We start from the raw sequence: 20,544 nt of genomic DNA on the forward strand, positions 1-20,544 counted from the left end.
GGAGTGGTTATCTGTCATGGTCACTCCCGATGGGCCTGGTTGAAGGTGGTGCCACCAAAGGGCATCAGGGTCAGCCCCTGAATGTCGCTGCGACTCACCTGGGTTCTCAGGGCATGGGCCAGGGGAATGAGCGGCAACTGCTCGTTGAGCAGGGACTGGGCATAGTAATAGTTGCGCAGGCGGAAGGCGAGCTGCGGGGTGGTCACCGCATCGTCCAGCAGTTGATCGAAGGCGGGGCTGCACCAGCGGCTGTAGTTGTTGCCCCGCTCGACGGCGGCGCAGCTCAGCAACTGGCGGAAGAAGTTGTCCGGATCCGCGTTGTCGGCGATCCAGCCCGAGAGCAGGCTGTCATATTGTCCATGGGCGAGCCGGGTCTCGATGACCGGCCAGGCCTGCTGCACTATCTTGAGGCTCACCCCTATCTTGGCGAAATCGCTGCGCATCAGTTGCGCCGTCTTGAGGCCGTCCGGGTTGTAGGGACGGGCGCCGGGTTGCACCAGCACCTGCATCTCGAAGCCGTTGGGGTAGCCCGCGTCCTTGAGCAACTGGCGAGCGAGCTTGAGATCCGGCTTGCGCTGGGGCAGGGAGGGGTTGTAACCCCAGGAGAGGGGCGGCAGCAGGCTGGCAGCGCTCTGGCCGGTCTCGAAATAGACCGCCTGCAGCAGATTCTGCACATTGATGGCGCTGGCGAGGGCCTGGCGCACCTGCACCTTGTTGAACGGGGCCTTGCGGGTATTGAGGGCGAGGAAGGCGACGTTCATCCCCGACTGCACCGACAGATCCAGGTGGGAGTCTTTGTCGATCACCGACAGCTGGCTGGCAGAGGGAGTGCTCATCACGTCGCACTCGCCGGTCAGCAGCTTGGCAAGGCGCTTGGAGGATTTGGGCGTGATGTCGTAGATGAGCTGCTCCATTCTGGCCTCGCCGCCCCAGTAGCCGGGGTGACGCAGGTAGCGCACGAACTCGTTGTGGCGATACTCCTTGAAGCTGAAGGGGCCGGTGCCGATGGGGCGGCTGTCCAGCAGCGCCGGGGTGCCGGCCTTTAGCATCTGCTCCCCGTACTCGGCGGAGAGCACGATGGCGTAGTCGCTGGCCAGGGTGGCGAGGAAGGAGGCATCGGGGCGGTTCAGCTCGAACACCACCTCATAGGGCCCCTTCTTGTAGACCCGCTTGATGAGGTTGCCGAGCCCCAGGCTGTAAAAATAGGGGTACTCGCCGCCGGAGACGGCGTGGAAGGGGTGGTGTTCGTCCAGCAGACGCTGCCAGGTGAACAGGACGTCGTCGGCATTGAAGTGACGGGTCGGGCTGAACCAGGGGGTACGGTGGAAGGTCACTCCCTTGCGCAGGGTTAGGGTATAGGAGAGGCCGTCCTCGCTGCTTTGCCAGCGGGTGGCGAGCCCCCCTTCGATGCCGAGGGTGTTGGCATTGACCTCGAGCAGGCGATCGTAGATGGGACGGGCACTGGCATCCAGGGTCGCATCCGAATTGGCAAGCTGCGGGTTGAAGGTTCGGGGTGCCCCTTCGGCACAATAGATGAGCCCGGTTTTGGAGGCTTCATCGCGTTTCTGACAGCCGCTGACCAGGACCAGGAGACCAAGCAGCAGGGGGGTGAGCATTCTCATGTTGGAACCATGTTTTCAGACAAAGTTGCCCGCCAGGGGGCGGGCGCGTTGCGGGGGGCGGCCGGGCAGGCGCTCCCGTCGGGGGTGACGTGCGCCGCGTTATCCGCGCGCACAGACCCGGTGCCAGGCATCAGCCCGCCTCCTGGTTGCCACTGTTGTCATCCCCGTCCAGCAATTGATATTTGCGCAGCATCCCCCGGAACTGGTGATAGCTCAGGGCCAGCAACTGGGCTGCTTTGCGCTGATTATACTGGGATTGCTGCATCGCTTGCTTGAGTAAATTAATCTCGTACTCCGCCACCGCCCCTTTGAGATCCAGCGGCAGGGTCGGGGCCGTCTCTGCCGAGGTCGGCGCGTCGGTGGAAGGGGCGGCGTCACCTCGGGCACGGGGGCGCCAGGGGGAGTCAAAGGGATTGAGCACCAGCTCCGCCAGCGGCAGCTGGGGGTTGCCCTGGCGATAGAGGCTGCGCTCCACCACGTTCTTGAGCTCCCGCACGTTGCCCGGCCAGGGGTAATCTTGCAGCAGCTGGGTCGCCTTGCGCGAGAAGCCGGCAAAGAGCGGATACCCCAGCTCCCGGGTCATGCCGTGGGCGAAGTGCTCCGCCAGCATCAGGATGTCCTCGCGCCGCTCCCGCAGGGGGGGCAGGGTGATGACGTCGAAGGCGAGCCGGTCCAGCAGGTCGTGACGAAACCGTCCTTTCTGTGCCAGTGCTGGCAGATCCTCGTTGGTGGCGCACACCAGCCGCACATCCACCTTGAGGGGCTTGGCGCCGCCCACCCGCTCGAACTCCCCGTACTCGATGACCCGCAGCAGTTTTTCCTGCACCCGGGCGCTGGTGGTGGCCAGTTCGTCGAGGAACAGGGTGCCGCCGTCGGCCCGCTCGAAGCGCCCCTGATGACGCTTGGCGGCGCCAGTGAAAGAGCCCGCCTCGTGGCCGAACAGCTCGGTCTCTAGCAGGCTCTCGCTCAAGGTGGCGCAGTTGATGGTGACAAAGCTTTGATCCCAGCGATCCGAGAGATAATGTAGGCGGTGGGCGATGAGCTCCTTGCCGGTCCCCCGCTCGCCGATGATGAGTACGGGCTTGCGCAGCGGCGCGAGGCGCGATGCCTGCTCGATGATTTCTAGAAATGCGTTGGATTCACCCAACAGACTTTCCGTGGCCGTGGTCATCCCTGCCCCTGTGAGTTGAAAAATCTGGTTAATCTTACCAAAAGTTGGTTATTTTAATCATCACTTGTTTCCCAGGGACTTGAACTGCATTCTGAGTGCCCATATAAATCAACAAGTTAAATATTGTTCCAGATTGGCACACAAGTTGCCATTGTCAATGGAGACACAACCCGATGCCTATCACAGGAGTACAATCATGAGCATTTTTTCTCGCCTGGCCGACATCATCAATTCCAATCTGACGGCCCTGCTCGACAAGGCGGAAGATCCCCAGAAGATGGTGCGTCTGATCATCCAGGAGATGGAAGATGAACTGGTGAAGGAGCGCTCCAACCTGGCCCGCTTCCTCGCGAATCAAAAAGAGATCGGCCGTCAGGTGAGCCGCCATCAGGAGCGGGTCGCCGAGTGGCAGGGCAAGGCCGAGCTGGCCCTGACCAAGGGGCGCGAAGATCTGGCCCGGGCCGCCCTCATCGAGAAGAGCAAACAGGCGGAGCTTGCCGACGCCCTGTCTCGGGAACAGCAGGCGGTGGACAGCGGCATCGAGAAGCTGGGGGAGGAGATCCGCCAGCTGGAAGCCAAGCTGGAAGACGCCCGTGCCCGCCAGAAGGCGATGGCCATTCGCAGCGAAGCCGCCAGCAGCCGCCTCAACGTGCAAAGCCAGGTGGCTCGTGGCGACAGTCAGGCCGTGGTGAGCAAGTTCGAGCGCATGGAGCGCCGCATCGACGAGATGGAAGCCCGCGCCGATCTGGGGCAGTCCGACAAGGCGCTCGCCCAGCAGTTTGCCGAGCTGGAAGCGGACGACCAGATCAGCCGCGAGCTGGAAGCCATGCGCCAGAAGCTGGGCCAGCACAATCCGGCACCGAAACAGGGAGAGTAACAGATGGAAGATCTGCTGGGTGTATTGATGGTTCCCATGGTGGTCTTCATGGTGGTGGTGGCCCCCATCTGGCTGGTGCTGCACTACCGCGCCAAGGGACGCATTGGCGCCGGTCTTGCCGATGGTGAGCGTGAACAGCTGCAGGGCTTGCTGGTGCGTGCCGAGAAGATGCAGGAACGGGTCGGTGCCCTGGAGTCGATTCTGGATGCCGAGGTTCCTGGTTGGAGAAACAAGGTATGACGGTTTTCAATGAGAGATGTCATGACCGTGGCAAAAAGCCGGAGCGGGCCGAAACCGTATTGGCGTCGATTCTGGATGCGGAAGTCCCCGGTTGGAGGAACAAGGTATGAACAGTGTCAGTCGTGAAGGGCGCAACCTGTACCGGGATCCCCAGCGAGGCAAGATTGCCGGGGTCTGTGCCGGTCTGGCAGAGTACTTCGGGGTGGAGACCTGGATCGTGCGGCTGCTGGCCATCAGTGGTCTCATCTTCGCCGGTTTCATCACCTTCACCGCCTATATTGCCGCCTGGTTCCTGCTCGACAAGAAGCCGGTCACCCTCTACTCCCAGGAAGATGCCGAGTTCGCCGAGGTGCGGATGAAGGCGCGCAGCTGGCAGGCTGGCGTCACACCTCATCAGGCCCTTGCCCGCATCGGCCAGGAGCTGGATGCACTGGAGCCCAGGGTGCAGCGCATCGAGAAGCTGGTGACCTCCAAGGAGTTCACCCTGCAACGGGAGTTCAGCAAGCTCTAATCGTGCCGGGCCGCGAGGATACTGCCTCGCGGCCGTCTCTCTGATGTGATCACAAGGAGAAGAAGACCCGCCTTGATACGCAACAAACTCGAACACTCCTGGTCGGTGCTCCAGCACAAGGCCGTTGACGCGGTGAACCGGGCCCGGGATCGCCACATCAGGCTGGCGGTCACCGGCCTCTCTCGCAGTGGCAAGACCGCGTTTATCACGGCGCTGGTCAATCAACTGGAGCACGCGGCCATCGACGGTCGTCTGCCACTCTGGGACGCCCAGCGCCAGGGACGCATCCTTGGTGCTCGCCGGGTGCCCCAGCAAAACGTCCACATTCCCACCTTTCCCTACGAACGGGGCCTCGATGCCCTGTTTGGCGATCCGCCCGCCTGGCCCGCGCCGACCCGGGGGGTGGCCGAGGTACGCCTCGAGATCCGTTATCGCACCCGCCATCCGCTGCGTCGGCACCTGGGGGAGATCTCCACCCTCTATGTGGATCTGGTGGATTATCCCGGGGAGTGGCTGCTGGATTTGCCGCTGCTGGATCTGAACTACGAGCAGTGGAGCGAGCAGGTGCGGGAGCAACTGTGCCGCCCCGAGCTGCAAGCCCTGGCGGCAGGCTGGTTGACGCCGCACTGGCAGGCGGATCAAGCCTTCGAGGAGCGGGCCGCCAGCGAACTGGCCGCCCGCTACACCGATTATCTGCACGCCTGCAAGCAGGCGCTCGGGCTTCACCTCATCCAGCCCGGGCGTTTCGTGTTGCCCGGCGAGTATGCCGGTGCGCCGCTGCTGCAATTCGTGCCCTGGGTATGGGAGATGCCCACACACTCCCCCGAAGACGGCACCCTCTACGCCACCTTCAAGCAGCGCTTCGAGCAGTACAAGCAGCATCTGGTACAGGGCTTCTATGAGCAGCACTTTGCAGGCTTTGATCGCCAGATCGTGCTGGTGGACTGCCTGGCGCCCCTCAATGCCGGTGCCGCGAGCTTTGGTGACATGCAGCAGGCCATCGCCCGCATCATGGAGAGCTTCGCCTACGGCAAGAGCAACTGGTGGCGCCGTCTGTTCGCCCCGCGCATCGACAAGCTGCTGTTTGTGGCGAGCAAGGCCGATCACGTCACGCCGGAGCAGCACGGGCCTCTGGTGTCGCTCCTGCAGCACCTGGTGAGCCGTGGCCGGGGTCAGGCCCGCTTCGAGGGGATAGAGACCGAATGCCTGGCGCTGGCCGCCATCAAGGCCACCGAGGTGGGCAAGGGGGTGGCAGACGGACGGGAATTTCCCGCCATTCGTGGCACTACCCTCTCGGGCGAGCCCTTGCTGCTCTTCCCGGGGGAGGTGCCTGCCCAGATCCCGCCTGCGCAGTGGTGGAAAACTCAAGGGTTTGATTTTCAGGCCTTTCGCCCGTTGCCCATGAGCGCCCATCAGGCGCTCCCCCATATCCGGCTCGATGCGGCGCTGGAATTCCTGCTCGGGGATCACCTCGAATAACGGGTGGGTGGCCCGCTGTGCTCGAGGGGCGCCCACAGGAGAGAATGCGATGAACGATCAGACAAGATGGCGCACCGATGACGCCGCTCCCCTGCAAGGCAAGGTGACGCTGGAGCCCGCGCCCTCGGTGGCAAACGAAGCGCAGCCACCGGCCCCGGCCCGGCGGCTGGAAGAGGAGAGCTTCGAGCCTCTGGACGCGCTGGACGAGCTCACCGAGGTGGAACCCGCGCTTCACGTCAGGCCTCGGCGCCGCCATCGTCTGCTGGCCTGGGGGCTGGGCGGGGTGGGGCTGCTGTCGCTTGGCCAGTTTGGCGCTTTTCTGGTGGATCAGTTTGCCGCTTCCCCCTTCTGGGGCGGCGCCTGGCTGCTTGCCTCCGGCCTGGTGGCGGTAGGCACCGCCGGGGTAGCGGGGCGCGAATGGCTGCGGCTGCGCACCTTGAAGCGGCGCCAGGATGTGCGCTCAAGAGCCGAGGATCTGCTGGCCCACCAGGGGGTCGGTCAGGGGCAGGCCTTCTGCGAGGCCCTGGCCGAGAAGAGCGGTGACAAGGGGCGGGAAGGGTATCGCACCTGGTTATCCCAGCTTGACGAGAGCCACAGCGATCGGGAAGTGCTGACCCTCTACAGCCAGCTGGTGCTCACCGAGCGGGACAAGTTGGCCCAGGCCCGCGTCGCCAAATGGTCGGGGGAGGCCGCCGTGCTGGTGGCCCTGAGCCCGCTCGCCACGGTCGACATGATGCTGATGCTCTGGCGCAACCTGCGGATGATCGAGGACATCGCCGATGTCTACGCCATCGAGCTCGGCTACTGGAGCCGCATCCGCCTCATTCGTAAGGTGTTTCGCAACATGCTCTATGCGGGGGCCACCGAGCTGGTGACCGAGGTAGGGATGGATCTGCTGGGGGCCGAGCTGACCGCCAAGCTCTCCGCCCGCGCCGCCCAAGGTGTCGGGGCCGGGTTGCTCACCGCGCGCCTCGGGATGCGTACCATGGAAGCCTGTCGTCCGCTCCCCTGGTGTGCCGACGAGAAGCCGAAACTGGGGGAGTTGCGCAAGCGGCTGATCGGCCAGTTGGCGGGTTATCTCAACAAGTCGTGAGGTGGCTGGCACCCGACATGGATGTCACAAATTATTTACAATTGTCAAAAGCAGCCGACCCCGGGGTCGGCTGCTTTTTTGAGGGGCAAACCGTTACAGTGATCCCATGACTCAACGGCCAGTGACCGCCCGGATGGCGGCTGGCACCCGAAGGATGGGAGCACTCATGGCAAGTCTCTACACGGCCCGCCAACCGGATGGGCAGGGCCGGATCCACTACACGGACGAGGAGCATGGCACCTGGCGGATCCTGATTGCACGCCAGCTTGCGGCGCTCGATGGCAAGGCCTGCGACGAATACCAGGCCGGGTTGGCACGCCTCGACCTGCCTCTGAACCGTATCCCCCAGCTGGGCGAGATCAACGCCGCCCTGATGCCCGCCACCGGCTGGTCGGTGGCGGCGGTGCCGGCCCTCATCTCCTTTGATCACTTCTTCGCGCTGCTCGCTGATCGCCGTTTTCCCGTCGCCACCTTCATTCGCCGCCGGGACGAGCTCGACTACCTGCAAGAGCCCGACATCTTCCACGAGATCTTCGGCCACTGCGCCATGCTGACCAACCCGGCCTTTGCCCACTTCACCCACCTGTATGGTCGGCTCGGACTCCATGCCAGCAAGGAGGAGCGGGTCTATCTGGCGAGGCTCTACTGGTTCACGGTGGAGTTCGGTCTCCTGCAGGGGGAGGAGGGGCTGCGTATCTACGGCGGCGGCATTCTCTCCTCCATCGGCGAGACCGCCTATGCCCTCTCGGGCAAGCCCGAGCTGCAACCCTTCGATCTGCTGGAGATCCTGCGTACCCCCTATCGCATCGACATCATGCAGCCGACCTATTTCGTGCTGCCTCGTCTCGATACCCTCTATGGTCTGGAGGGGCAGGGGATCATGGCGGCCGTGGCCGAGGCCCGTCGTCTTGGCTTGCGTCCACCCCGCTTTGCTCCCGTTGCCGGCAAGCAGGCGAGCTAACCCGAATTCATTCCCACGATGTTTCATGAAAGGAGTCCCGAATGACTGAACTGGCGAGTCAACGATGCGAGGCGTGCCGCGCCGATGCCCCCAGGGTGAGCGATCAGGAGCTGGGGGAGCTGATGCACCTCATCCCCGACTGGCAGCCCCTGGTGGTCAACGGCGAGCTGCAACTGCGCCGTGAATTTGTGTTTCGCAACTTCAAGGAGGGGCTGGCGTTCACCAACCGCCTCGGAGAACTGGCGGAGGCGGAGTTCCATCATCCGGCGATCTTGCTTGAATGGGGCAAGGTGACCGTGAGCTGGTGGACCCACAAGATAGGCGGCTTGCATCGCAACGACTTCATCATGGCAGCCCGCACCGACGGGCTGATGAAGTAACCGCCATCTGGCGCCAACGCAGACAGGGCTTGCCCGGTGAAAGCGGGGCAGGCCCGCATTTTTATGGGGGAGCGCTCGCACTGGCGGGATCGAGTCTGTATTATCCCGTTATTCAGAATGTTAGCTAGGAAGTGTGTGCCGAATGCGTCTTGAAGTCAGCTGTGAAGACCGTCTGGGCCTGACCCGGGAATTGCTCGACCGACTGGTGGAGCACAACATCGATCTGCGCGGCATCGAAATCGATACCTCAGGCATCATCTATCTCAATTTCCCCGAGCTGGAGTTCCGTGACTTTCAGCATCTGATGCCGGAAATTCGCCGCATTCCCGGCGTCTATGACGTCAAGACCATCCCCTACATGCCCTCCGAGCGGGAACACCACGAGATAGAGGCCCTGCTCAAGGCGCTGCCGGACCTGGTCTTCTCCCTCGACAGCAAGGGGCGGGTGACCCAGGCCAACCAGGCCGCCCTCACCACCCTGGCGTTGCCACCGGACGAGGTGCGCGGCGTGGCGATCGCCTCCCTGGTCAAGGGCTTCTCGTTTGGCCGCTGGCTGGAGTCGGGTGAGATCAAGCCCCAGACCTGCAAGCTGAGCCTCGGTGGCGAAGAGTACCTGGGCGATCTGATGCCGCTGTTCGTGGCCGAAGAGAAGGGCAAGCAGGCTCTGGCCGGCGCCGTAGTGGTGCTCAAATCCGCCCGCCGGGTCGGCATGCACTTCAGTGCCCTGCACGCGGTGGAAGTGGGGGGCTTTGAGCACCTCCAGGCCGAGAGCCAGAAGATGAAAGAGGTGCTGGCCCAGGCAGCCAAGCTCGCGATGCAGGACGCTCCCTTGCTCATCGTGGGGGAGACCGGCACCGGCAAGGAGTTGCTGGCCCGGGCCTGCCACGGCGCCAGCCTGCGCTCCAGCCACCCCTTCATGGCGCTCAACTGCGCGGCCATGCCGGACAACGTGGCCGAGAGCGAGCTGTTCGGCTATGCCCCCGGCGCCTTTGGCAACAACACCGAGGGCAAGCGCGGGGTGCTGGAGCTGGCCAGCGGCGGCACCCTGATGCTGGACGAGATCGGCGACATGTCCCCCCATCTGCAGACCAAGTTCCTGCGGGTGCTGCAAGATGGCGTGTTTCGCCGGGTCGGTGACGAGCAGGAGGTGAGGGTCAACGTGCGCTTCATCTGCACCACCCAGAAGCAGTTGCTGGATCTGGTTCATGAAGGGAAGTTTCGCGAAGATCTCTACTACCGCCTCAATGTGCTTAGCCTCAATCTGCCGCCGCTGCGCGAGCGCAAGGCGGACATCATGGCCCTGGCCCAGCAGTTCGTGTCGCGCTTTGCCAGCGAACTGCAGCGCCCGCGTCCGCGCTTTACCCGCAACATGGCCGAGTACCTCACCGCCTACCGCTGGCCCGGCAACGTGCGCCAGTTGCGCAACTGCCTCTATCGGGCCATGACCCTGCTGGAAGGGGACGAGATTGGACCCGAGCACGTGGACTTGCCGGTGGCGGCCGATGCCATGCCGCTCATCGACGAGTGGTTCGAAGGGGGGCTCGACGAGGCGGTGAAGCGTTTCGAGAGCCGCCTGCTGGAGCGGCTCTACCCGGCGTTCCCCTCCACCCGCCAACTGGCCAAGCGGCTCGGTGTCTCCCATACCGCCATCGCCAACAAGCTGCGCGAATATGGGATTGGCAAGAAGTAGTGTCGATGGACGGTGTCTGCCTGGGGCATTGAGCGCCTTGCTGGCACGGCTGCGACGCCCGGTGACGCAGCCGTGCCACTTGCCTCTGGGGGCTGGCCACCCGGCTGGTAAGCTCGGTGCGGTGCCATGCAGGCACTCTCATCATGGGCGTCGGGTTACCCCGGCGCCGACCTTGACACTCTCGCGGGCACCATGCAGATGTTTTGTTACCTCCGGTTACTGATGTGGCTGGCGCCACTGTGCTGCATGCTGATGCTGGCAAACCTGACCGTGGCGGCGACCTCCGCCGAGGCGCGCAGTGACATGGTGCGCCAGACCGTGCTCGATATCCTCAGTTACACCCGCTGGCCCAGCGAGCCCGCCAGACTTCGGCTCTGCATCACGGCGCCGACGGAATATGCGTCATCCCTTCTGACCATCGAACGGCAGGCCAATGGCCGACCGGTGGAGGTGCATCGCTACGACATGGGCGATGAGGCGCTGATCCAGCGCTGCGATGTCATCTATCTGGGGGTGCTGGCACCGGCACAGCGCCTCTCCCTGTTCGAGCGCCTGCGCGGTCACGCCATCCTCAGCATCAGTGAGCAGAGCCGCGAATGCATCGCCGATGCGGTCTTCTGTCTGCAGGCCGGGGAGGAGAGGGTGCGTTTTCGGGTCAATCTGGATGCGCTGGCCCGCAGCGGTGTGCGAGTGCACCCGGCCGTGCTCAAGCTAGCGCGAGCCGATGAGGAGGTGCGATGACGGTCCATCACGCCACTCCCCGGCTTACCCTGCGACAGAGTCTGGGGCGCACCCACATGATGATCTCCCTGACTGCCGTCTGCATGGCCGGGTTGTTTCTGACCGTCACGGCGCTGCTGGCGCTGCGCCTTTATGCGGATCACAACCTCAAGCTGGTGGCGCGGGCCATCAGCTACACCACTGAGGCGGCCGTGGTCTTCCATGACAAGGAGGCGGCACTGGATGCCCTGGAGACCATCACCTCCCGGGAAGACATAGCCAGCGCCAGCATAGTGCTGCCGGACGGCCAGGTGCTGGCGAGCTGGCGCCGGGACATCACTACCCCCTGGACCACCCTGGAGCAGCACCTGGCCCGCCTGATCCTGCCGGGGCCCGTGGCGCTCCCCATGGTGCGCGAGCACAAGGAGATAGCCAGGGTGCATCTGGTCGGTCACGGCCAGTACCTGTTGCGATTCCTATTGCAGACCTTGCTGGCTACCCTGGTGTGCCTGCTCATCAGTATTCTCGGGGCACTCCATGTGGCGCGCCGGATGCAACGCTCCATCACGGCACCCCTCAAGGCCCTGACCGAGGTGGCTTACAACGTCAGCCGCCAGCGGGCCCTCAAGGAGCGGGTGCCGGCGGCCAATATCGCCGAGCTGCACGAGCTGCACGAGCTGGGCGAGGATTTCAATTCGCTGCTCGATGAGCTGGAAGCCTGGCAGGCCCACCAGAAGCGGGAGAACGCCAGCCTGCTGCATCAGGCAACCCATGATCCCCTGACCGGTCTGCCCAACCGCGCTCTGTTCGAGGCTCGCATGGAGCAGGCCATCCTGGCAGGCAACAAGGGGCATGAAGGTTTTGCCCTGCTCTATCTGGATTGCGATCGTTTCAAGCAGATCAATGACAACCTGGGCCACAGCATCGGCGACGAAGTGCTGATCGCCGTGGCGCGGCGGGTGCAGCATCAGCTCAGGCCCCTGTATCTGGTCTGCCGGCTGGGGGGAGATGAGTTCGTCATCCTCCTGACCCCGATCCATGGGGAGGACGAGGTGCGCGAGGTGATAGGGCGAGTGCAGCAGGCCATGAACACCCCCGTGGTATTGAGTGACGGTCGCCATCTCGGGGTGGGGATCAGCATCGGCTCTGCCCGCTATCCCGAGCAGGGGAAGACGGCGGATGCCCTGCTGCAATGGGCAGACGACGCCATGTATCAAGCCAAACGACAACGCAGGGAGGAGAGAGAAACACGAAAAACGAGCACGTGAAGTTGAACCGGAAATAGTGAAAGGATGATAAGAATGCGCATGTTGAACCCGATCAAAGCGGGCCTGGTGGCACTGTTGCTGAGTGTGCTGGCGGCGTGCCAGAGCCCTCCCCAGGGGCTCACGGCGGAGCAGATCGCCGCCTTGAAGGAGCAGGGATTTCACCTGACCGACGAGGGATGGACCCTGGATATCTCCAACAAGGTGCTGTTCGCCAACAATGTGGGGGCCCTCAACCCCGAGACCCGCCAGGTGGTGGAGAAACTCGGCAAGGCCCTGATTGAGGTAGGACTGAACCGGGCCCGGGTGGACGGTCATACCGACTCCAACGGTGATGAGGCCTACAACCAGCAACTCTCCCTCAAGCGGGCACGGTCGGTGGCCGATGTCCTGGTGTCGGTGGGTATGCCACAGGGGAACCTGGATATCCGCGGCCGCGGAGAAGAGGCGCCCATCGCCGACAACGCGACCGCTGCCGGGCGAGCGGAAAATCGCCGGGTTGCCATCATCATCGGCAATGGCTGACCCCCGTCAGCCGGTATCGGCGCGGCGCTCCCGTCAGGAGCCTTGAATCAACCGCCCGATCCTGTGTGTGCCACCACTCTCCAGTGGGAGAGTGGCTCTCTTCCCTTGTTGTTTCACGCTTTCCTTGCCTGACGCGCTGTTGCCCTGATGGGGACAGAGTGACGGCTCAATCCTTCCCGACTTGATCCAGCACAAATACCTGCAACTGATATTCGTTATCATTTGCGTTATTTACGCAGGGTAACCCAGTGACGACTCTCCAGCTTTCTTCGACCATGACGGGGCTTTGTACCCCGGATCCCCTCAAATTCGCCTTCACCGCCAAGACGTCGGCCCATGCCAGCCGGGGAGGGACCGCCCCCCTGATGCTGGACGATGCCGGCTGGCAAGCCTGGTGGCAGCAGGAGAGCGAGGCCAAGGCCCGAGCGCTCTATATCCATATCCCGTTTTGCCGCAAGCGCTGCAGTTTTTGCAACTTCTTCGAAAACGGCGCCAATCCGGCGCGCATGAGCCGCTACATGGAGGCACTCTGCGGGTCGCTGCGCCAGGCAGCCGAGACGCCGCTTGTCCAGAGCCGGCCTTTCTCGGCGGTCTATGTGGGGGGCGGTACGCCAACCGACATGGCGGCGGGCGATCTCGCCCGCCTGGCCAGCGTCATCCGCCGTTTTCCCCTGACCGTGGATGCGGAACTGACCCTGGAGGGGCGACTCAACGGCTTTGATGACGAGAAGTGGCAGACGGCCCTGGCGGGCGGTTTCAACCGCTTCTCGTTCGGCGTGCAGAGTTTTGATACCCGCGTGCGCCAGCAGGCGGCCCGCTTCGATGACAGGGAGACCTTGCTGTCCCGGCTGGCGGCGCTGACCCGCCACAACGAGGCGGTGATCGTGGCGGATCTCATCTTCGGTCTGCCGGGGCAGGATGAGGCCGTGTGGCGCCAGGATATCGCGGATGTGATGGCGAGCGGGGTGCACGGGGTTGATCTCTATCAACTCTTCTCCATGGCGGGCACCAACCTGGCGCGCGCCGACGAGAAAGGCACCCAGGGCTGGGCCGCCGATGGCCAGCAGCGGGCAGTCATGTATGCCGACGGGGCACGGACGCTGGAGGCGGGGGGCTGGGAGCGGCTCTCCTGCAGCCACTGGCGGCGCATCGATGCCGAGCAGAGCCGCTACAACCAGATGGCCAAGTGGGGCGCCGAGATCCTGCCCTTCGGCGCAGGGGCGGGGGGCAACATTCACGGCCACGGCCTCATGTATGGCCGGGATCTGGCGCCCTGGCATGAGGCGCAGGCGGGGGGCGTGCGTGCTCCCGGCATGGTGATGAGGCCCAATCCCGATGCCCGTCTCGACGGGCTGCTGCGAGGGGGGCTCGATACCGGATGGCTGGCGTTGTCGCAATTGCCACAGGGGCTGGTCTCCCACCTGATGCCGCTCTTTGAGGCCTGGCAGCGACACGGGCTGGCACGGCTCTCGGCCGAGCGTCTCGCCCTCACCCTGGCGGGGCGTTTCTGGAACGTGAATTTGCAGGCCGGGTTGTTCGAGTATCTGAGGTGCAATCCACCGGGGGGGATCAAGGGGGGCGAGAAACCATCCGGCCACCCGGGCAAGATGGCCGGTCATGCCCTGGTATAACGGGCTATCGGAGCACAGAAAGGAGGCGGGGGCCTGGTGCAGGCCCCCGCTTTTTGTCAGCGGTTGTCGACCTCGTCCACCCGTACCCGCAGCGCTCCCTCTGCGAGGGTGGTGATCAGGGTCTGGCCTGCATTGACCTGGGATGCGCGGCGGATCACCTCCCCGGAGGGGGTGCGCACGATGGCGTAACCGCGCCCCAGGGTGGCCAGCGGGCTGATGCCGTCGAGGCGGGCTCCCAGCATGGCGAGGCTGTGGCGGGCGAGATCCTGGCGTTTTGCGATGAGGGCATGGAGGCGCTCCTCGGCCAGCTGGTGACGACGTTTGCCGATGGCCAGCCGCTTTTCGGGGCTTCTGGCCTGCAGGCGCATGGCGAGGCCCGCGAGGCGCCGCTCCCCCTGGTGCAGGCGATCACGCAGGTGCTGCTGCAAGCGGCGGTCGAGCTCGTCGAGGCGCTGGGACTGCTGCTCCAGCCGTCGCTTGGGATCCTGATGATCGAGCCGCTTCTGCAGCAGGACGAAGCCATGGCGGGCGGCGACCTGGTGACGGCTCATGGCCTGGGTGAGCCGCTGGCGCAGGTGCACGAGGCGCTGGGCGCGGGTGCTCCTGTCCGGCGCGACCAGCTCGGCGGCGGCAGAGGGGGTGGGGGCACGAAGGTCGGCGGCAAAGTCGCTGATGGTGACGTCCACCTCATGTCCTACGGCGCTCACCACGGGGATGGCGGAGCCTGCGATGGCCCGTGCCACCGCCTCTTCGTTGAAGCACCAGAGATCTTCAAGGGAACCGCCGCCGCGTCCGACGATGAGCACATCCACCTCGGCGCGGCGGTTGGCAAGCATGATGGCCGAGACGATCTGGGCGGTGGCGGCGCTCCCCTGCACCTGGGTCGGGTAGATGAAAACGGGCAAGTCCGGGGCGCGGCGTTCAAGCACCGTCAGCATGTCGTGCAGGGCGGCGCCTGTGGCGGAGGTGACCAGCCCGACGGCGCGGGGTTCCCGGGGCAAGGGGCGCTTGCGCCCTTCGTCAAAGAGCCCTTCGGCCCCGAGGCGGCGCTTGAGCTCCTCGAAGCGCAGGGCCAGCATGCCATCCCCGGCGGGCTGCATGGACTCGATGATGAGCTGGTAGTCGCCCCGGGGTTCATAGAGGGAGACTCGCGCCTGCACCAGCACCTGCATGCCATCCTGGGGACGGAACGGCACCCGGCGGTTGTTGCCCTTGAACATGGCGCAGCGCACCTGGGCCGACATGTCCTTGAGGGAGAAGTACCAGTGGCCGGAACTTGGCATCGCCAGGTTGGAGAGCTCGCCGGTGAGCCACACCAGCCCCAGATCCTGCTCCAGGATCATGCGCACGGCGCTGTTGAGGCGGGTGACGGTGAAGATCTGCTGTTGTCTGCTCTGACTGGCGGGTTCGAGGTGATTCAAGGCTGGCCCTGCTGTGGTGTCCGCCGGGGCGGGAGAAACGATGGGGGTCATCTTACCCCAGTTGCGCCCATCTGCCGAGCCATGGGCCCGGCAGATGACGCGGAGCCTAGGCTTGTGCCTTGGCCGACTTGACGGCTCTGGCGGGGCTGGTCACCAGCCAGACCGCGAGGCAGACCACGGCGCCGCCGAACACGAAGCCGCCGGTGAGGGTTTCCCCCAGCACCAGATAGCCCCACAGGATGCCGAAGGGCGGAATGAGGAAGGTGACAGTGAGGCTTCGCAGGGGGCTGATGTCGGCGATCAGCCTGAAATAGAGAAGATAGGCGAAGGCGGTACAGAGGAAGCCGACCGCCAGCACGCTGGCCCAGACCCCAGGCTGGGCCCAGTCGACGGCGGGGCCGGTCGCCAGGGTGTAGCCGAAGAAGGGAAGCAGGAAGAGGACGGCCCCTATCTGGCTGCCAAAGGCCACCAGTTTGGCGTCCAGGCCTCCCCGCTCGGTGACCCAGCGTCTCGTCAGGAAGCCGGCGCAGCCATAGCAGGCGGTGGCGATGAGGCAGGCCAGCACCCCGATGGCCAGTTGGCCGCTCAGGTCGACCTCCCCGGTGGTGGTGATGAGCCCGATGCCCACCAGCCCCAGCATGACCCCGGCCCACTTTCGCAAGGTCAGCGTCTCGTGAAAGAAGGAGAAGCCGATGAGGGCGCCCATCAGGGGCGTGGTGGCGTTGAGGATGGCGGAATACCCTGCGGGCAGCCAGAGGGCCGCCACGGCATACATCAGGAAGGGGACGCCGGAGTTGATGATGCCAAGCACCATGATGGATTTGAGCTTGCCCTGAAACTGCATGGGGGTGCGCAGCAGCAGGAGCATGGCGGCGAGCCCGACGAGGGCGAAGAAGACCCGCAGGAAGGTGGTGTTGACCGAGCCGAACGCCGGCGCCGCGATGCGCATGAACAAAAAGCTGGCACCCCAGATGGCTGCCAGCGCGAGCAATCTCCCGTAATCCGATGGTCTCATCGTTTCTCCCTGAATGAACCGCCCTGTTGCCCGAGATGGCAAGGGGGATTGCATCATGGGGGCAAGTGTCCCCGGTGGCAACGGCGCCGTGCAGGAGGCAGGGGCTGACCCTGTGCCCGAGGTGGTCGCGGAGGGCGGCCATCTTGCTCTCCCCGATGGGGGTGCCCCTCACTTCTGCGCCAGGAAATGAAAGCGCTATCAATCACATACAGCCCATGACGAGGTCGACAGTGGTCACATTTTGCGCGTGCTGGCCATTAATTGGCCATGGGGAACTCTAGACTGGTCGGGCTCATCTGAAGGCGGGACGTTGCGGATGGGGGAATGCCGGGACACACCGGCATCACACACAAACAATGAAAATAAAGGACTATCAATGGCTAGATGGATACTCGCGGCCGGATTGTTGGGAACCCTGATCACGGCGCCGAGCACGGCGGCGGAGTGGTTCTTCCGGGGCACCGCGAATGGATGGGCGGCGACCGCCATGACGTCGACGGACGGCGTCAATTTTGATACCTGTCAGCGCTTCGTGAGCGGGGATGCCAGCGGCGGCCCGCGCTTCAAGATAGACAGGTACGGCAACTGGCAGCAGAGCTACCCGGCGGCCGACTACGGGGTCAATGCCAACACGGCGTACCAGATCCGCATCAACGCGAGCACCCAGGCGGTGAGCGTGACGGCGGTGGCCAGTTGCGAGGCTTCGGGGTTTGCCAGCACCTTGCCGCAGCTCAACGTGCGCGGCACCTTCAACGGCTGGGCCAGCCTCCCCATGACCCTGGTAGGGGATCACCTGTGGCAGGTGGAAGCCTACCTGGATGGCAAGGCGAGCCAGCGCCTCAAGTTTGATCAGGCTGGCGACTGGGCCGTCAACTTTGGCGACAGCAACGGCGACGGCGTGCTGGAGAAAAGTGGCGGCGACATCTTCTGGAGCGCCGTGGGCACGGTGCGCATCCAGGTCAACGATCAGACCCTGGCCTACAGCATCACCCCCCTCGGGGATGACAACCAGCCGCCGCTCGCGGTCATCACCCCGGGGGGACGGTGAACGTGACCCAGGGGGCGTCGCTCACCTTGAGCGGCAGCGACTCCACGGATCCCGACGGCCAGATCGCGAGCTATCTGTGGAGCAGCGGCGAGACCACGGAGAGCATCGTCGTCAACACCACCCAGACCGGCACCTTCACCTATGGCCTCACTGTCACCGACGATCAGGGCGCCAAGGGCAGCAGCAGCGTGAGTGTGGTGGTCGGGGCAGGACAGAGCAGCGACAGCTGGTACTTCCGGGGCACGGCCAACAACTGGGGGCTCACCCCCATGACCAGCGAGGATGGCACCACCTTCTGCACCGAGCAGGCCTTTGGCAGCAACAACCCCCGCTTCAAGATTGACCACAAGGGGGACTGGAGCGAGGCGTATCCGGCCCAGGATTACCTGGTCAGCGCCAACACCAGTTATCGCATCTGCTTTGACAGCCTGCGCAAGGCCATCGAGGTGGAGACGCTGGCCGGGGCCGATCTGCAGGCCCCCACGGTGACGGCCACCCCGTCTCCGGGGAGTTATGTGGACAGTCAGTCCATCACCCTGGGAGTGAGCGACGATCAGGACAGCGCCCCCGCCGTGCATTTCACGACGGACGGCAGCCAGCCCACCACGGCATCGGCCCGCTATGCAGGCCAGCCCCTGGTGGCGAGTGACAAGGGGAGCGGCACCGATCTGGTGATCCGCACCTTTGCCATCGACGCCAGCGGCAATCAGCGCGAGCAGCGCTTCGAGTACCGTATCGGCGAGCAGGGGGTGGCGAGCGGCGATTTTCGCGCCGAGAGCATCTACTTCCTGCTGACTGCCCGCTTCTATGATGGCGATGCCAGCAACAACTACTACAACCGGGATCGCTACAAAGCGGGGGATCCCCAGTGGCGTGGCGACTTCAAGGGGTTGATCGCCAAGCTCGACTACATCAAGGATCTCGGCTTCACCGCCATCTGGGTGACGCCGCCGGTGGAGAACCGCTCCGGCCTCGACTACCACGGCTACCATGCCTACGACTTCTACCGGGTCGATCCCCGTCTGGAGTCGCCGGGGGCGGGTTACCGGGAGTTCATCCAGGCGGCTCACGCCAAGGGGCTCAAGGTGATCCAGGATGTGGTGCTCAACCACTCGAGCCAGTACGGCCTGCGCGGCAAGACCTGGATCGATCGCCTGCCCGTCAAATACTACGTACCGGCGGGGTCGAGCCAGGGGCTCATCAACAATGGTCCCTATCAGGGCAATCTCGGGGATTACGCCAGCGCCAATCGCTGTGACGACGACAACCCGGCGGCGCCCGACTGGTACAAGGCCCGCTGCCAGTCCGATCCGGCGGGCACCCAGCCCCTGGTAGACCCCAAGACCGGCGCCACCGTGCCGAGCGCAGGCTACAACCCAAACCGCTTCTTCGGCATCGACGCCCAGACCCTGGATCCCGCCTGGTATCACCTGGACGGTTTCATGTCAGGCGGTGACTGGGAGAGCCCGCTCGCCCTGCAGCGCAAGCACATGGCGGGGGACTGCATCGATCTCGCCACCGGCAACCAGAACGTCAAGGACTACCTCAACGGCGCCATTCGTCAGTACCTCGACATGGGGGTCGATGCCATCCGTATCGATACCTTGAAGCACATCGAGCGGGACGAACTGCTGACCTATGTCCATGACTGGCAGGCCCACAAGCCGGGGCTGTTCGTCTTTGGCGAAAACCTGGTCAAGGGCACCGGCTGGGGCTCTGAGCTCGCCAACGACAATGCCTCGGCGGTGATCCGCCCCTGGTGGTATACCCGCACCACGCCGAACCCGGCCAATCCCCGTGCAGGGGGTGATTCCGGCCTCTCGGTGCTGGACTTCTCCCTCTTCTCCACCTTCCGTGACAACGTCACCCGGGGGAACTTTGGCGGGGTAGGGGGGATCTTCGCCATGGACTGGGTCTATGGGGATGCCACCAAGCTCATCACCTTCTTCCAGAACCACGACGTGGGGCCGGACAATGACTTCAAGTACCGCTACGGCGGGGAAGAGGGGAATGCGGCCATGACCTACAACCTGCTCTGGACGGCGCGGGGGATCCCGACCCTCTACTACGGGGAGGAGGTGATGTTCCAGGCGGGCAAGCCCCAGGACATCGACGGGGCCACCATGACGGTGGATCAGACCGGTCGTGCCTACTACGGGGAGGTGCTGGACAACCCCGCCACCCCGAGCCACCCGCTCTATCAGCACATCAAGCGCCTGAACCAGATCCGCAAGGCGGTGCCCGCCCTGCAAAAGGCGCCCATGAGCCAGGTGAACGAGTGGGGGAGCGGCATCAGCTTCGTGCGTGATCTGAGCGCCCAAGGGAGCTACGCTGCCGTGGGCCTTGCGGCCAACTCGGCCCAGCAGATAAACCTGAGTGGCCTGAAGAACGGCACCTACACGGACGCGGTAACCGGTGCGAGCCAGAGCGTCAGCAACGGCAGCCTGAGCTTTGCGGTGCCCGCCTATTCGGCGCGGGTCTGGGTACTGAACGGCCCGGGCAAGGTGGGCGCGGACGGCAAATACCTCAAGTAAGGAAGCCCTGTCACAGGGAGCAGCGAGTCGGCCTTCGGGCCGACTTTTTTATTCTGCCTTCTGCCTATGCCTGAATGGATGCCCCATCCTGATGGGACTCTGGCTGCGGAGGGGCTGGTGAATGGGCAGACCTGTGGACTCGCGACCAGCACGCTCATGGGCAGGGGGCTAGAGGGAAGGGGAGTGGTGCATCCGCCGCCCGAGTCACTCCATGCTCTGCATATTGCAGTGCTCATGGCAGTGAGCAAAGCGGTGCCCATACCGCCTTTGCGCCGCGGTGCAAGGCAAACTGTGCCACTCGGTTGATCTATATTGGTGCAATTGCACTTTATTGGTGCGATCCATCCACATCCGCCCCTGG

Annotated in this window: 18 protein-coding genes; 14 read left to right on the forward strand and 4 right to left on the reverse strand. The window is 64.3% G+C overall.

What is annotated here, in order from left to right; translation table 11 throughout:
• Nucleotides 1-20: 20 nt before the first annotated feature.
• Both sapA and pspF read right to left on the reverse strand, forming a co-directional pair.
• The gene (gene sapA, locus C2U47_RS20035) at nucleotides 21-1,616 is read right to left on the reverse strand and encodes an ABC transporter substrate-binding protein SapA (RefSeq protein WP_010674532.1); all 1,596 of its coding nucleotides are present in this window, start codon (nucleotides 1,614-1,616) and stop codon (nucleotides 21-23) included.
• A gap of 136 nt (nucleotides 1,617-1,752) precedes the next feature.
• Nucleotides 1,753-2,793: a phage shock protein operon transcriptional activator gene (gene pspF, locus C2U47_RS20040; protein WP_010674533.1), complete on the reverse strand. Its 1,041-nt coding sequence runs from the start codon at nucleotides 2,791-2,793 to the stop codon at nucleotides 1,753-1,755.
• A gap of 196 nt (nucleotides 2,794-2,989) precedes the next feature.
• On the opposite strand from pspF, the gene pspA reads away from it, so the two are divergent.
• The 12 genes from pspA to hutW all read left to right on the forward strand — a co-directional run bounded on the left by pspA (nucleotide 2,990) and on the right by hutW (nucleotide 14,165).
• Nucleotides 2,990-3,670, forward strand: a complete 681-nt coding sequence (gene pspA / locus C2U47_RS20045) for a phage shock protein PspA (RefSeq protein WP_010674534.1) — start codon at nucleotides 2,990-2,992, stop codon at nucleotides 3,668-3,670.
• Between the two features lie 3 nt (nucleotides 3,671-3,673).
• Nucleotides 3,674-3,910: an envelope stress response membrane protein PspB gene (gene pspB / locus C2U47_RS20050; protein WP_005300084.1), complete on the forward strand. Its 237-nt coding sequence runs from the start codon at nucleotides 3,674-3,676 to the stop codon at nucleotides 3,908-3,910.
• Between the two features lie 106 nt (nucleotides 3,911-4,016).
• Entirely contained in the window at nucleotides 4,017-4,421 is a 405-nt protein-coding gene (gene pspC / locus C2U47_RS20055; protein WP_010674535.1) for an envelope stress response membrane protein PspC, read from the forward strand.
• A 72-nt stretch (nucleotides 4,422-4,493) separates the two neighbouring features.
• Nucleotides 4,494-5,900, forward strand: coding sequence for a YcjX family protein (locus C2U47_RS20060; protein ID WP_010674536.1), 1,407 nt, complete (start codon nucleotides 4,494-4,496; stop codon nucleotides 5,898-5,900).
• Between the two features lie 49 nt (nucleotides 5,901-5,949).
• The gene (locus tag C2U47_RS20065) at nucleotides 5,950-6,993 is read left to right on the forward strand and encodes a YcjF family protein (RefSeq protein WP_010674537.1); all 1,044 of its coding nucleotides are present in this window, start codon (nucleotides 5,950-5,952) and stop codon (nucleotides 6,991-6,993) included.
• Nucleotides 6,994-7,159: 166 nt separating this feature from the next.
• Nucleotides 7,160-7,954: a phenylalanine 4-monooxygenase gene (phhA, locus tag C2U47_RS20070; RefSeq protein WP_010674538.1), complete on the forward strand. Its 795-nt coding sequence runs from the start codon at nucleotides 7,160-7,162 to the stop codon at nucleotides 7,952-7,954.
• Between the two features lie 41 nt (nucleotides 7,955-7,995).
• Nucleotides 7,996-8,334 carry a 4a-hydroxytetrahydrobiopterin dehydratase gene (locus C2U47_RS20075; RefSeq protein WP_010674539.1) on the forward strand — a complete coding sequence of 113 codons (339 nt, stop codon included), beginning with the start codon at nucleotides 7,996-7,998 and terminating at the stop codon, nucleotides 8,332-8,334.
• 142 nt (nucleotides 8,335-8,476) lie between these two features.
• Complete coding sequence (gene tyrR, locus C2U47_RS20080) at nucleotides 8,477-10,024, forward strand: transcriptional regulator TyrR (protein ID WP_010674540.1); 1,548 nt, start codon at nucleotides 8,477-8,479, stop codon at nucleotides 10,022-10,024.
• A gap of 192 nt (nucleotides 10,025-10,216) precedes the next feature.
• Entirely contained in the window at nucleotides 10,217-10,765 is a 549-nt protein-coding gene (locus C2U47_RS20085; protein ID WP_029314443.1) for a YfiR family protein, read from the forward strand.
• Nucleotides 10,762-12,012, forward strand: a complete 1,251-nt coding sequence (locus C2U47_RS20090; protein WP_010674542.1) for a diguanylate cyclase domain-containing protein — start codon at nucleotides 10,762-10,764, stop codon at nucleotides 12,010-12,012. Before C2U47_RS20085 ends, C2U47_RS20090 begins: the two co-directional genes overlap by 4 nt.
• Nucleotides 12,013-12,045: 33 nt before the next feature.
• The gene (locus C2U47_RS20095) at nucleotides 12,046-12,534 is read left to right on the forward strand and encodes an OmpA family protein (RefSeq protein WP_010674543.1); all 489 of its coding nucleotides are present in this window, start codon (nucleotides 12,046-12,048) and stop codon (nucleotides 12,532-12,534) included.
• Between the two features lie 275 nt (nucleotides 12,535-12,809).
• Nucleotides 12,810-14,165 carry a heme anaerobic degradation radical SAM methyltransferase ChuW/HutW gene (hutW, locus tag C2U47_RS20100; RefSeq protein WP_010674544.1) on the forward strand — a complete coding sequence of 452 codons (1,356 nt, stop codon included), beginning with the start codon at nucleotides 12,810-12,812 and terminating at the stop codon, nucleotides 14,163-14,165.
• A 56-nt stretch (nucleotides 14,166-14,221) separates the two neighbouring features.
• On the opposite strand, the gene xseA is transcribed toward hutW, so the two are convergent.
• Together xseA and C2U47_RS20110 are read right to left on the reverse strand one after the other, a co-directional pair.
• Nucleotides 14,222-15,586 (reverse strand): exodeoxyribonuclease VII large subunit, encoded by a 1,365-nt coding sequence (xseA, locus tag C2U47_RS20105; RefSeq protein ID WP_010674545.1) that lies wholly within the window; start codon nucleotides 15,584-15,586, stop codon nucleotides 14,222-14,224.
• A gap of 106 nt (nucleotides 15,587-15,692) precedes the next feature.
• Nucleotides 15,693-16,601: a DMT family transporter gene (locus tag C2U47_RS20110; RefSeq protein WP_029314444.1), complete on the reverse strand. Its 909-nt coding sequence runs from the start codon at nucleotides 16,599-16,601 to the stop codon at nucleotides 15,693-15,695.
• A gap of 376 nt (nucleotides 16,602-16,977) precedes the next feature.
• Between C2U47_RS20110 and C2U47_RS23410 the strand changes: the two genes are divergently transcribed.
• Together C2U47_RS23410 and C2U47_RS20115 are read left to right on the forward strand one after the other, a co-directional pair.
• On the forward strand, nucleotides 16,978-17,649 hold the full coding sequence (locus C2U47_RS23410; protein ID WP_233735837.1) for a hypothetical protein: 672 nt from the start codon (nucleotides 16,978-16,980) through the stop codon (nucleotides 17,647-17,649).
• Complete coding sequence (locus tag C2U47_RS20115) at nucleotides 17,646-20,183, forward strand: alpha-amylase family glycosyl hydrolase (RefSeq protein WP_233735838.1); 2,538 nt, start codon at nucleotides 17,646-17,648, stop codon at nucleotides 20,181-20,183. The genes C2U47_RS23410 and C2U47_RS20115 overlap by 4 nt, the downstream gene beginning before the upstream one ends.
• Nucleotides 20,184-20,544: the final 361 nt, after the last annotated feature.

Origin of the sequence: Aeromonas sp. ASNIH7 (genome assembly GCF_002903485.1) — a bacterium.
Lineage (GTDB): Bacteria > Pseudomonadota > Gammaproteobacteria > Enterobacterales > Aeromonadaceae > Aeromonas > Aeromonas caviae.

What these genes read in the sequence shown, in the direction of transcription:
- tyrR (WP_010674540.1), top strand. Translation starts at nt 8,477, where the DNA reads ATGCGTCTTGAAGTCAGCTGTGAAGACCGTCTGGGCCTGACCCGGGAA.
- hutW (WP_010674544.1), top strand. Translation starts at nt 12,810, where the DNA reads ATGACGGGGCTTTGTACCCCGGATCCCCTCAAATTCGCCTTCACCGCC.
- pspA (WP_010674534.1), top strand. Translation starts at nt 2,990, where the DNA reads ATGAGCATTTTTTCTCGCCTGGCCGACATCATCAATTCCAATCTGACG.
- sapA (WP_010674532.1), bottom strand. Translation starts at nt 1,616, where the DNA reads ATGCTCACCCCCCTGCTGCTTGGTCTCCTGGTCCTGGTCAGCGGCTGT.
- C2U47_RS20110 (WP_029314444.1), bottom strand. Translation starts at nt 16,601, where the DNA reads ATGAGACCATCGGATTACGGGAGATTGCTCGCGCTGGCAGCCATCTGG.
- C2U47_RS20075 (WP_010674539.1), top strand. Translation starts at nt 7,996, where the DNA reads ATGACTGAACTGGCGAGTCAACGATGCGAGGCGTGCCGCGCCGATGCC.
- C2U47_RS20065 (WP_010674537.1), top strand. Translation starts at nt 5,950, where the DNA reads ATGAACGATCAGACAAGATGGCGCACCGATGACGCCGCTCCCCTGCAA.
- C2U47_RS20085 (WP_029314443.1), top strand. Translation starts at nt 10,217, where the DNA reads ATGCAGATGTTTTGTTACCTCCGGTTACTGATGTGGCTGGCGCCACTG.
- phhA (WP_010674538.1), top strand. Translation starts at nt 7,160, where the DNA reads ATGGCAAGTCTCTACACGGCCCGCCAACCGGATGGGCAGGGCCGGATC.
- C2U47_RS20095 (WP_010674543.1), top strand. Translation starts at nt 12,046, where the DNA reads ATGCGCATGTTGAACCCGATCAAAGCGGGCCTGGTGGCACTGTTGCTG.
- pspF (WP_010674533.1), bottom strand. Translation starts at nt 2,793, where the DNA reads ATGACCACGGCCACGGAAAGTCTGTTGGGTGAATCCAACGCATTTCTA.
- C2U47_RS20090 (WP_010674542.1), top strand. Translation starts at nt 10,762, where the DNA reads ATGACGGTCCATCACGCCACTCCCCGGCTTACCCTGCGACAGAGTCTG.
- pspC (WP_010674535.1), top strand. Translation starts at nt 4,017, where the DNA reads ATGAACAGTGTCAGTCGTGAAGGGCGCAACCTGTACCGGGATCCCCAG.
- pspB (WP_005300084.1), top strand. Translation starts at nt 3,674, where the DNA reads ATGGAAGATCTGCTGGGTGTATTGATGGTTCCCATGGTGGTCTTCATG.
- C2U47_RS23410 (WP_233735837.1), top strand. Translation starts at nt 16,978, where the DNA reads ATGGCTAGATGGATACTCGCGGCCGGATTGTTGGGAACCCTGATCACG.